Here is a 12,418-nt window from a genome sequence, read left to right on the forward strand (position 1 = left end):
TGCGAACTGGCTCTTTTCGTCCCGCATACGGCAACCGGCGGAACACTCTTAGTGTATTACACTGATTACTTTAAGGATATGCGTCTACTCTTTTTCAATACTGAGCGGCAAATGATTTTTCAGTATTGCTTTAACGTCTCCCGGCGAGCGGAATGCGCTTTCGATGGCAAGATGCCCCATATAAAACAGCCAGCCACAAAGCTGGCTGACCGCATAGTCATTTAATACGCTGTTACGTTCTGAGCTTTTTTCGCCAGCCCATCCAGCAATTTCTGATGGATGCCGCCGAAACCGCCGTTGCTCATCACCAGGATGTGATCGCCAGGCTGTGCGGTTTTCACCACCATTTCCGCCAGCGTATCGACATCGCCACTCCAGTGAGCAGGCTGTACGCAGGCTTCAGCGACTTCCGCCACTTGCCACGGAATATGCGGCGGCTGCAGCAGGAACACTTCATCCGCACGCCCTAACGACGGTGCCAGGTCATCCTTGCATAACCCCATCTTCATCGTGTTAGAACGCGGCTCCAGCACTGCGATAATGCGCGCGGTGCCGCCCACTTTACCGCGCAGCGCCGCCAGCGTGGCCAGAATTGCCGTCGGGTGATGAGCAAAATCGTCATACACCGTCACGCCGTTCGCTTCGCCGCGCAGTTCCAGACGGCGGCGGGCGTTAATAAATGACCCCAGCGCGCTGGCCGCTTCAGCGGGCGCGACGCCCACGTGGCGCGCGGCGGCAATCGCCATCAGACCGTTGTGCATGTTATGTTCGCCGACCAGGCCCCATTTCACATCGCCGACTTTTTCGCCGTCCAGCCACACTTCCCACTCGGAAGCATCCGTAGTCAGCTTCTTCGCCTGCCAGTGTCCCTGCTCGCCCACCAGCTCCTGCTCGCTCCAGCAGCCCAGCGCCATGGTCTGTTTCAGGTTGATGTCGTTTTCCGGCCAGATGATGCGCCCCTGCCCCGGCACGATGCGCACCAGATGGTGAAACTGCTTCTGGATCGCTTTCAGATCGTCGAAGATGTCGGCATGATCAAACTCAAGGTTGTTGAGGATCAGTGTCCGCGGGCAGTAATGCACAAATTTAGAACGTTTATCAAAGAACGCGCAGTCGTACTCATCCGCTTCGATAACAAAGAACGGGCTCTCGCCCAGGCGCGCGGAAACCTCAAAGTTACCCGGTACGCCGCCGATCACGAAGCCCGGTTTGTACCCGCAAGCTTCCAGTATCCAGGTCGCCATGCCTGCGGTCGTGGTTTTGCCGTGGGTACCGGCGACCGCCAGTACCCAGCGGTCGCGCAACACAAAGTCATGCAGCCACTGTGGACCAGACATAAAGGGAATGTTTTTTTCCAGCACCGCTTCCACGCACGGATTCCCGCGCGTCATCGCATTACCGATAATCACCAGATCCGGCTGCGGATCGAGCTGGCTGGCGTCATAACCCTGGATCAGATCAATGCCTTGCTTCTCAAGTAAGGTACTCATCGGCGGATACACATTGGCGTCCGAACCCGTTACTTCATGACCAAGCGAGCGAGCCAGCATCGCCAGCCCCCCCATGAAAGTGCCACAAATTCCCAAAATATGAATGCGCATACGTCACTATCCTTTTTTTATCTGCGAGCCATTTTACGCACATGTCTGGCAAGTGAGAAACGCATTTCAGGTAAATCTGTACTTTGCTGGCGCGATTCACCTGAGCGCATCATCTGAAATGTTTGTTAAGATTGTTACGGTCGCTTTACTCCAATCAATTGCAGGGAAAGTGTTATGAAAACGTTAGGTGAATTTATTGTCGAAAAGCAGCACGAGTTCTCTCAGGCTACCGGTGAGCTCACTGCTTTGCTGTCGGCAATAAAATTGGGCGCCAAGATCATCCACCGCGATATCAACAAGGCCGGTCTGGTCGATATCCTGGGTGCCAGCGGTGCTGAGAACGTACAGGGCGAGGTTCAGCAGAAACTCGATCTGTTCGCGAACGAGAAACTGAAAGCTGCACTAAAAGCGCGCGATATTGTAGCGGGCATCGCATCGGAAGAAGAGGACGAAATCGTCGTCTTTGAAGGCTGCGAACACGCGAAATATGTGGTGCTGATGGACCCTCTGGATGGCTCTTCTAACATCGACGTTAACGTCTCTGTCGGTACGATTTTCTCGATTTATCGCCGCGTGACGCCCGTCGGCACGCCGGTCACCGAAGAAGATTTCCTGCAACCCGGCAACAAACAGGTCGCTGCGGGATATGTCGTGTATGGCTCGTCCACCATGCTGGTTTACACCACTGGCTGCGGCGTACATGCTTTCACCTACGATCCGTCGTTGGGCGTGTTCTGTCTGTGCCAGGAACGTATGCGTTTCCCGGAAAAGGGTAAAACCTACTCCATTAACGAAGGCAACTACATTAAATTCCCGAATGGCGTGAAGAAGTACATCAAATTCTGCCAGGAAGAGGATAGTTCAACAAGTCGCCCTTATACCTCACGTTACATTGGCTCTCTGGTGGCCGATTTCCACCGCAACCTGCTGAAAGGCGGCATCTATCTCTACCCCAGCACCGCCAGCCATCCGCAGGGAAAACTGCGTCTGCTGTATGAATGCAACCCGATGGCGTTCCTCGCGGAACAGGCCGGCGGCAAAGCAAGCGATGGTAAAGAACGTATTCTGGATATCATTCCGGAAAGCCTTCACCAGCGCCGCTCGTTCTTCGTCGGCAACCGCCATATGGTTGACGATGTGGAACGCTTTATCCGCGAATACCCGGACGCGTAATTTTTACCACCATGCGGAATAACGCATGAAGCCGCCATTGGGCAATAACATGTCCGATGGCGGCGTTGCCTTATCAGGCCCGTGATTTTTCCGGTTCTTAACCTTTGTCGTTTATGCTCCGCAACGACGCGCCAGATGAGGCGGAAACGAAAACAAGCGAAGACTTTCGGCGTGAGTTGGCTATAATACTCGCCACTTGTTTGTCATAAATTCAAAGGAAACAGACATGAGCTTACTCAACGTCCCGGCGGGTAAAGAACTGCCGGAAGATATCTACGTCGTTATCGAGATCCCGGCTAACGCAGATCCGATCAAATACGAAGTTGACAAAGAGAGCGGCGCGCTGTTCGTTGACCGCTTCATGTCCACCGCGATGTTCTATCCGTGCAACTACGGTTACATCAACCATACCCTGTCTCTGGACGGCGACCCGGTAGACGTTCTGGTCCCGACGCCGTACCCGCTGCAGCCAGGCGCCGTCATCCGTTGCCGTCCGGTTGGCGTACTGAAAATGACCGACGAATCCGGTGAAGATGCGAAACTGGTTGCCGTACCGCACACCAAACTGAGCAAAGAGTACGATCACATTAAAGATGTGAACGATCTGCCGGAACTGCTGAAAGCGCAGATCACTCATTTCTTCGAGCATTATAAAGATCTCGAAAAAGGCAAATGGGTGAAAGTTGACGGTTGGGACAACGCCGAAGCGGCTAAAGCGGAAATCGTTGCCTCCTTCGAGCGCGCAGCGAAGAAATAAGTTCGCTTTTACATAAGCGTCAAGATAAAGGCTCTCATAGTAATGAGGGCCTTTTTATTGGCTAATGAATAGAACACAATTTTTATCATTATTAATTTAACATTCACGGAATGAATAAGACTTTACCTGATTTTTTATTAAAAAGGGTTGAATACGCTCACGGTTTCTCTAAAAAGCTTAAGATAATAATTGTTTTGTGAATGCCCCCAGACTCCCCTGGACTTACGCCCTAAATATTAGCAAGCGCTAAATTCTTATTTAGTGCATAGGCCCGATTACCTTTTTAATAAGGTATCCTAAGCTCTCCCTACCAATAACCGTATTTTTAATCCAACATAACATCCGCTCAAAACACACTTTTTAATATATTTTTAAGGGCTGCCATAATTATTTACTATTTTAAGAGATTATGATGAAAAATGATATATTAATTACCGGTGGACATATCATCGATCCCGCTCGTAATATTAATGAGATTAACAAGTTACGCATCATCAACGATATTATCGTTGATGCCGATAAATATCCTGTAACTTCGGAGACCCGGATTATCCATGCCGACGGCATGATCGTCACTCCCGGTCTTATCGATTATCACGCGCATGTTTTTTATGACGCGACGGAAGGCGGCGTCAGGCCTGATATGTACATGCCGCCGAATGGTGTCACCACCGTCGTGGATGCAGGTTCTGCCGGTACGGCAAACTTTGATGCCTTCTACCGAACGGTGATTTGCGCCAGCAAAGTTCGAATCAAAGCGTTTCTGACCGTGTCGCCGCCGGGCCAAACCTGGTCACAAGAAAATTATGATCCTGACAATATTGATGAAAATAAGATCCACGCGCTGTTTCGCCAGTATCGCAACGTTCTTCAGGGATTAAAACTCAAGGTTCAGACTGAGGACATTGCTGAATATGGCTTAAAACCGCTGACTGAATCCCTTCGTATTGCCAACGATTTAAGGTGCCCCGTGGCAATACACTCGACTCATCCCGTCGTTCCCATGAAAGAACTTGTCTCCTTGCTACGCCACGGCGATATTATCGCTCATGCGTTTCACGGCAAAGGTAGCACCATTCTTACTGATGAAGGCGCTGTCTTAGCCGAAGTCCGTCAGGCAAGGGAAAGAGGCGTTATATTTGATGCCGCCAATGGTCGCAGCCATTTTTCAATGAACACGGCACGCCGGGCCATCGCCAATGGCTTTCTTCCGGATATCATCAGTAGCGATCTCTCAACCATCACTAAACTCGCCTGGCCTGTTTACGCCTTACCATGGATTTTATCGAAATATTTAGCACTCGGCGTCGCGCTTACCGATGTCATTAACGCCTGTACCCATACCCCAGCAGTTTTATTGGGCATGGCAGCAGAAATTGGTACGCTGGCCCCTGGGGCATTTGCCGATATCGCCATCTTTAAATTAAAAAACAGGCATGTTGAATTTGCCGATATTCATGGTGAAACGCTCACGGGGACGCATGTGCTGGTACCACAAATGACCATAAAATCCGGTGAGATATTATTTCGTCAAATTGATTTTGGCGCGCGGCCAAACGGAGTTGAAAAATGACCTCAATGCAAAAATGGCTACGGATCGGCGCGACATTAATGTTCGGCCTTTTTGTTGCTTATCTTGACCGTTCTAATCTTTCCGTTACGTTACCTACGATTACACACGACCTGAATATTGATGGCGCAACGGCCAGCATTGTATTAACCATATTTCTTATTGGCTATGCCTTTTCAAATATTTTTGGCGGCGTATTTACCCAGCGATACGATCCGAAAAAAATAGTCATTCTGATGGTGCTAATCTGGTCGATTGCGACCGTTTTTGTCGGATTTACCTCGTCAGTGTACGTTATTTTGATTTGCCGGCTGGTGCTTGGCATTACCGAAGGCATTTATTGGCCGCAGCAGTCCCGCTTCGCCAGCGACTGGTTTTCAGACAAAGAACGGACGCAGGCGAACAGCATTATCCAGTATTATGGACAGTTCCTGGCATTAGGCCTGGGGTTTATGATTTTGTCCCCGCTGGATGCTGCCTTCGGTTGGCGAAATGTTTTTATTATCACTGGTGTGATCGGCATTGTTGTTGTAGTTCCACTTTATATAACAATGCTGAAAAAACAGGAAGAAGCGCCTTATTATCGTGCGCCGACGCCAACAGAGAAAACTAAACTTACCCTGGAATCGCTGGGCGGAACCCCCTTCCTACTCCTTATTTTTACCTACATCACTCAAGGGATGTTGTTCTGGGGAATTACGTTATGGATCCCCATGGTTGTCAATTCTCTCGGCTATACCGGATTCAGTAAAGCATTGGTCAGTTCTCTGCCTTATCTGACTGCGGTTATACTGGCAATCCCTATCTCATGGATCAGTGATAAGACACAAAAGCGTGTACTTATTGCTTCACTGGGCCTACTAATCCCCGGCGTAATGTTATTTCTCTTGCCATTTGTCGATGCGCCGGGCTTTAAAATCACGCTCATTACCCTGGCGATGGGTTATTATGCCGCCAGCTTTACCCCCAATATCTGGTCGATTATCCAGTCGAACGTTAAACCCCATGCGATTGGCCCAGCCTCCGGTATTATTAATGGCATCGGCGCTGGCGGCGGCGGTACGTTGGCAGGCCTAATGGTCGGCTATTTTTACCGGACAACCGGCAGCTACATGCAGGGATTTATGGTTCTCGGATGCATTGTTATCCTGGGCGGCGCGTCATTATTGATCTACGGCAGAATAAGAGCTCACCATGCCCGGCGCTAGCGCCATCAGCCAGAATGTAAAAAAACAACGCCACCCGAGGGTGGCGTGTTCAGTTCAGGGCTGGTTTCTGTCTAACCAGTCACCGCTTTCAATCAGAGTTAACCCATCAACAGGACGTTGATATACATACATCCATGCGCTGCCGTAAGGCGTCTGGATTAACTGGCGTGCGTATTCACCGCCCCTGGTGCGCAAAGCATCAAGTTCGGCCAGCGTGGCGTTATCAATTCGATAAACTTCACCGTATACCGCTCCGTTTCCCGGAACTGCGCCTGGATAGTGGCCCAGACTATACAACTGGTAGTTATCGATACGGTAATCGCCAAGCAATTGGGCATTGGTCATCCAGTGACTGTTGCCTTGTTTCTGTCGTAAACTGCCATAGACAAATATTCGCATTGCTAAAACTCAAACTGATAGAGCAAATCAAGTGCCTGATCTACGCCAGACACTGCTTCCAGATATAGCTTAGGCATCAGGCGATAACGTAACGTGAGCGTCGCCAGAGAGTCAAATATCCCTACACCATACTTCACCTGTAGACCCGGCAGTACATAGCCGCTGACCACGACCTGAGACGAATCGCCCACCCCTTGCGTGTCCAGCGCCAGATTACTTACACCGAATGTCTCTCCGATTTTACCCACAACCTGACCACTTTGCGCAACCCCCAGGCCAATAAGCATGGAAGTCATTGCTGCGCTATCACTCTGATTGCTGTCCAACCCCTGCCCACGCAGCAGATAAGAAAGCGCTTCAGCCTGCGGCATCGCCGGATCGGAGAAGATTTCCGCTTTGGGTTCATCAGCAGTGCCTGTGACACGCACGCCCGCAATGACATCGTCTTCGGTGGCGTCAGGGTTACGGATCGCTTCGATATTGAGCAGCGGCTGATCCGGCGGGCCGGAGAACAGCAGCTCGCCTTTACGGACAAGCAGGTCCTGGCCGTAGGCGCGGAATCGGCCGTCAGGAATATTGATTTGACCATTCAGCCCCAGTCCCTGCTTATCCTGCGCGACTTTCAAATCGCCGGTCAAACGCGCTTTAAGCCCGAAGGCGTCGATGCGCACGTTGTTGCCGACGTGGACCGTCAGATTACTGTTGATGGGAATAGACGCTGTCTGCGGCGTTTCTGGTTGCAGGTCATTATTGAGCATAACCACATCGCTGGAGACGCCAACCGCGCTCTCCGGCAGGTCGTGCACCACAATTCGCGCCCACGGAACGTCCACACGCCCATCCAACGTGAACAGCGAAGGCGTCGCGTCAAAGACCACATCCGGCGAGACATCCAGGCGCACCATCGGCGGAACGGTAATCCGCACCCGGCTGCCTTTCGCCGTCACCCGCGCGCGCCAGTTGTCAATCTGGCTCCAGTCGGCGTTACCGTTCAGGTTAATTTGCCCTTGTTGTGTTCGCACGATACCGGCGAGCGTCGAACGCGTACCGCTAAAGTTCATGGTGAGCTGGCTCGGCTGCATCTCAAACGGCATAAAATTACCGTCAATATCCAGCGCGCTAAGCTGCAACTGACCAAACAACTGCGGGCTTTGCACATCGCCGCCCAGACGTAGCCTGGCGTTTAACATTCCCGCCGCTTTTTCGCCGCGCGAAAAGACAGGGTTGACCATCGCCAGATTGAGATTGCGCATGTTGACGTTACCGCCGAGATTGCGCCGCCCCTGAGGATCGGTTACCTGCACCTGGCCATCGAATTGACCATTGTTCGTCAGGCGAATCAGCCATCCCAGCTCGGCGCGATTATTATGCAGTTCGGCGCTGAGGTTCAGCGTCTCAAACGCGACCGGTAACGGCGCGTCATTGACGGTCTGCGTGACCTTCACGTTACGACCGGAAAGCGTGACCTTCCCCTGCGGCAATCCCTCCTGGGTGGTATCCCACGACACGTCCGCTTTCCCGCTAAAGACCCCGCTGGCCTGAGTGGTATCAGGCATAAATGGCTTCAGCATCGCCAGATCAAAGCGGTTGAGATTGACCACCGCCCGTCCTGCGGCGCCCGCATCAATGGTTTGCGGGATGCACAGCTCGGCGTTCGGGTTCAGCCAACAATGCGGCCCGATACTGATTTTCTGTTCTTTATTACGGTAGTCCAGCGCAATCGCGCGGGTCAACGACCATGGCCCCACTGGCGTCTGGAAACGGGTGTCGCTTAACGTCCCTTTCCAGCGCGCCGCCTCGCGATCAAAACTGCCTGTCAGGGAGAGTTGACCGGATACCGGTTCTCCCTGAACACGGAGCTGTAGCTGATGCTGCTTCTCGCTGCCTTTGGCGTCAAGCGTCACCAGATTGATGTTAACGTCGGGCTGCGAAATCCGCTCTACGCGAACGTTGAGATGGCCCGCTATCTGATCGGTGGATTTAATATCGCCTTCAATGCGCGCCTGGGCGACAGACAGCTCCTGCCAGCGCAGACCGCGGGCGGTGATATCCGCCAACAGCTGCGGCGCTTCTACCGTACCGCGGACTTTAACGATTCCTTTTGCCATGCCGCCCAGTCCTGGCAGCGCATTATCCAGCCCCGGCGCATCGATGGCGGCGTCAAGATTCAGCTCCTTAACGCCAAGCTCGCCTTTTATATCGGCGCTGTTTGGGCCCAGCGCAAGGTGCAGCCCCGGGATCGTCCACTGCATGTAGCTGTTGCCCTTTAGCGTCCCGTTGACGTTAACACTGTTCTGCTTCACATTGCCGGTCAGCTTGAGCTCCGGGACATCCATCTGCCAGGTGCCGCCGTAGAGGCTGCCTTTGGTTTTCATGACGCCGTTAAGCTTCGCGGGCCAGTCCGGGATCTCTTTAGCGGTATTGATGCCATTCAGCGTCAGTTCGCCACGCCAGCTAATCGCCTGCTGCCAGTCCACCAGCGCTTTCAGTTCGGTTTTTCCCTCCAGAGCGGCGACGGTGAGTTTATCGAGATTAATCTGCCGCTCATTCCCTTTGGCATCCAGCGTGATGGTCGCCTGCGGAATATCTTGTCCTTTCACGGCGGTTCGCATCGACAACGTATAGTCGGTCATCTTACCGCTCAGTTTGAGCTTCAGATCGTCAGCCTGAAACTGGGTATCACCCGTCAATGGCCAGGCAATGCGTTGGCTGACGACTTCAAGATTGAGCGGTAAACCGGCCTCCGCCAGCCGCGTCTGGGCGCGAAGCGCGACATCCATCGGCCCGGAAAGGTTCACCCCGACCTCCAGTTGTTCGCGTAACGCGCCGCCGACCTTGAGTTTTATCTTTTCACCCTTTAGCGGATCGATATTCAGCGTACTGTTGAGCGTAATATCAACCGGCCAGTTATTGGCGAGCTGCGCCGTACCGGAGGCCTTCACCGTGCCCTGGTTGGCGTCGATATCCAGAGTATCCAGCTTCATATTACCGTCGATACTGCTGACTTTAAGCAGCATCGTGCGCACCGTCAGATCGGTATCGCCGGTGATGCGTAGCTGCTCGCCGCGAAATGACTCGATATTCAGATTGAGCGGCAGGTGAACATCAGTCATCTCCGGCATTACCGGTTTTGCAAACAGATCTTTTAGCGTTTCGCCAAGCGGCTTTTCATCCGGTTGAGGTTTCTCGATTTTGGGTTCAACCACCTCTTCCTGCGCCACGTCAGCGACCTTCGGCAGCGCAATCAGCAGTCCCTGAAGCCGCGTCGGTTTCAGGGTCAGGTTCTTCTCCTGCCATGCCAGCCCGGAGGTAAAATCCAACACCGAAACGGTAGTGTCATCAATCTTGATATTGATGTTATTCAACGCCACGCGCGACAGCGTGATGGGCCAGGGGGTGGAGAGGTTCAGCGGTCCGCTTTCTTCCTCTTCTTGCGCCGGTTCGGAAGGCGACATTTTTTTGCTGTCGATAGCGACATTGATGTCTTTTAGCGCCAGATCATTGACGCACAGGCTACTGCGCCACAGGCAATCAAGCCCGACGGCCAGATGAATTTCGCCCGCATTCACCGCAACGCCCGGCTGCTCATAGCGGATATTTTTTAATGATAAGTCCCGCCAGCCGCCGGTGACCTGCCCAATCTCCAGCCCCGGCACCCAGCGGTTCGCCGCACTGAATACCAGATGCAGCCCCGTCGTCGTCCCGACCAGAAACGCAACGCTCGCCAGTAACACCACAATGAAAATCAACACGCCGAGGCTTATTTTCTTCCATAAACTCATAATTCAGGCCCCAGACCGATATAAAACTGTAAACCGTGTTCGTCTTTGTCGCCGACCGGTACGGCAAAATCGAGTTTGACAGGCCCAACCGGCGACGCCCAGCGCACGCCGACCCCGGTCCCGGTTTTAAAATCGCTACGGCGAATATCACTCACCGCCTCGCCGCTATCGACAAACACTGCCCCCCACCATTTGCCGGTGACGTTATACTGGTACTCCAGCGATCCGGTTGCCAGTTTTGAGGCGCCTTTAAGATTGCCGTCGCTATCTTTAGGCGAAATAGATTTGTATTTATAGCCGCGAATACTGCGGTCGCCCCCGGCGAAGAAACGTAAATCCGGCGGAACTTTGTCGAAATCACCGGTTTCTATCCAGCCCAAATTGGCGCGCATCACAAAACGGTGGCGATCGTACAAAGTCCGAATCCAGACGTTTTGCGCCTGCAGCACGGAGAAATCCACGTCGGAGCCCCAGGCCGTATTCGAATAGTCTACTGAATAGCGCTGCGAATCGCCCCAGGTTGGCATCAGTCCCCCTCGCGAGCGGGTTCGGCTGATCATCACGCCCGGGTAGAACAGCATGGTGGTATTGGTGACGTTCCCCTGGGTAAAGTGGTCGAAACTCCAGCGCAGGTTAATCGCCCGCTGCCAACCGCTGGAAAGGTCCCAGTAACGCGACACGGCAAGCGTGGTCGAGTCCTGCTCCGTATCATTCAAATCGGTACGTTTAAAACCGCCCTGTACCAGATAGTATTGCTCCAGCGGGTTTTTCAGCAGCGGCATTTTATAACTAAAATCCAGCACCTGTTCCGGCGCAGAAATACTGGTGCTGGTGGTCAGGCTATGACCGTAGGAGTTCATCCACGGTTTTTTCCACGACGCTTTCACGCGCGGCCCGACGTCGGTGGAGTACCCCACCCCAGTTTCAATCGTGTTTTCGGTTCGCGGCGATACCACGCCTTTTAACGGCAGAATTTTTGTTTTACGCGATTTCTCAAATTCCGGCGCCACCACGACAGAATTAAACCATCCGGTAGCGGAAAGTCGGCGGTTTAGTTCCGCCAAATCTTTCGACTCGTACTCATCGCCCTCTTTAAACGGCAACAGATTTTGTAAATATTCATCACGAATCTGCGAACCTTCGAAGGTGACAGGTCCGAAGCGATAGCGCTCACCGCTATCATAATCAATATCCCAAAACGCCTGATGACGGCCCAGAGCAATTCCCAACTGACTTTTAACGAATTCGCTGTCGAAATAGCCTTTACGTAGCGACACGCTGGTTAACGACTTCTTAAAATTGTCATAGTCTCCCTGGTTCAGCACCGTGCCGATTGCCGGACGCGTTTTCAGTAAGGCCAGATAATCTTTGTCCGTGCGCGCGCCGCCGCGTAAAATGACTTCTGTACCGCCAATCAACACCGGCTGGCCGGGCGTAACCCTGGCGATTAATACCTGCCGTCCTTTCGCAGGCGGTGGAAGCAGGTCGAATTTGATAGTGGGTTCGTAATAGCCTAACGCTTTAAGCCCTTCGCGAATCGCATCATCAACTCGGGCGCGAAAGCGCCGATCCGGCGTCACCTCATCGCTCTGAATCGTAGAGAGCTGTGCGCGAACGTTTTTTTCCAGCTCTCCGGATAGCCCTTCGACTTTCAGACGAACATTTGCGGCTACCGCAGAACTGCTCAGGCACAGTAAGCTAACCCAACATAACTGACGGATATGTGGCACATTTTCTCCTGAATATCCCCTATTCCCACCCCTGGAAAAAATCACACTACCGCTCCGCGGCTTAACATAAAATCAACAATTTCGATTGAAAAGCAGACGACTGCCCAAATATTTCTTATGGTTAAATCCAGATACATTAATGTTGTTATTGTGTGCAAAGATGCGTCTCGTTACAACCTTAACGCCAATTAACGCTTT

8 protein-coding genes are annotated in these 12,418 nt (G+C 52.5%); 4 read left to right on the forward strand and 4 right to left on the reverse strand.

Features of this window, described 5'->3' with window-relative positions; all coding sequences use genetic code 11:
• Positions 1-221 precede the first annotated feature (221 nt).
• Positions 222-1,601 carry a UDP-N-acetylmuramate:L-alanyl-gamma-D-glutamyl-meso-diaminopimelate ligase gene (gene mpl, locus LCS67_RS19810; protein ID WP_001219833.1) on the reverse strand — a complete coding sequence of 460 codons (1,380 nt, stop codon included), beginning with the start codon at positions 1,599-1,601 and terminating at the stop codon, positions 222-224.
• Between the two features lie 174 nt (positions 1,602-1,775).
• Between mpl and fbp the strand changes: the two genes are divergently transcribed.
• From fbp to LCS67_RS19830, 4 genes are all read left to right on the forward strand, one after another.
• Positions 1,776-2,774: a class 1 fructose-bisphosphatase gene (gene fbp, locus LCS67_RS19815; protein ID WP_000853764.1), complete on the forward strand. Its 999-nt coding sequence runs from the start codon at positions 1,776-1,778 to the stop codon at positions 2,772-2,774.
• A 226-nt stretch (positions 2,775-3,000) separates the two neighbouring features.
• Positions 3,001-3,531 carry an inorganic diphosphatase gene (gene ppa, locus LCS67_RS19820; RefSeq protein ID WP_000055079.1) on the forward strand — a complete coding sequence of 177 codons (531 nt, stop codon included), beginning with the start codon at positions 3,001-3,003 and terminating at the stop codon, positions 3,529-3,531.
• Between the two features lie 409 nt (positions 3,532-3,940).
• Positions 3,941-5,104, forward strand: a complete 1,164-nt coding sequence (locus tag LCS67_RS19825) for a metallo-dependent hydrolase (RefSeq protein ID WP_000977196.1) — start codon at positions 3,941-3,943, stop codon at positions 5,102-5,104.
• Positions 5,101-6,309 (forward strand): MFS transporter, encoded by a 1,209-nt coding sequence (locus LCS67_RS19830; protein WP_000203137.1) that lies wholly within the window; start codon positions 5,101-5,103, stop codon positions 6,307-6,309. Before LCS67_RS19825 ends, LCS67_RS19830 begins: the two co-directional genes overlap by 4 nt.
• A 54-nt stretch (positions 6,310-6,363) precedes the next feature.
• On the opposite strand, the gene LCS67_RS19835 is transcribed toward LCS67_RS19830, so the two are convergent.
• The 3 genes from LCS67_RS19835 to tamA are packed head-to-tail and all read right to left on the reverse strand — an operon-like array spanning position 6,364 to position 12,220.
• Positions 6,364-6,708, reverse strand: a complete 345-nt coding sequence (locus LCS67_RS19835) for a gamma-glutamylcyclotransferase (RefSeq protein WP_001219167.1) — start codon at positions 6,706-6,708, stop codon at positions 6,364-6,366.
• A 2-nt stretch (positions 6,709-6,710) separates the two neighbouring features.
• Positions 6,711-10,490 carry an autotransporter assembly complex protein TamB gene (tamB, locus tag LCS67_RS19840; protein ID WP_100521813.1) on the reverse strand — a complete coding sequence of 1,260 codons (3,780 nt, stop codon included), beginning with the start codon at positions 10,488-10,490 and terminating at the stop codon, positions 6,711-6,713.
• Positions 10,487-12,220: an autotransporter assembly complex protein TamA gene (tamA, locus tag LCS67_RS19845; RefSeq protein ID WP_001120237.1), complete on the reverse strand. Its 1,734-nt coding sequence runs from the start codon at positions 12,218-12,220 to the stop codon at positions 10,487-10,489. The genes tamB and tamA overlap by 4 nt, the downstream gene beginning before the upstream one ends.
• Positions 12,221-12,418: the final 198 nt, after the last annotated feature.

This window comes from Salmonella sp. A7 (assembly GCF_020181675.1).
GTDB lineage: Bacteria > Pseudomonadota > Gammaproteobacteria > Enterobacterales > Enterobacteriaceae > Salmonella > Salmonella enterica.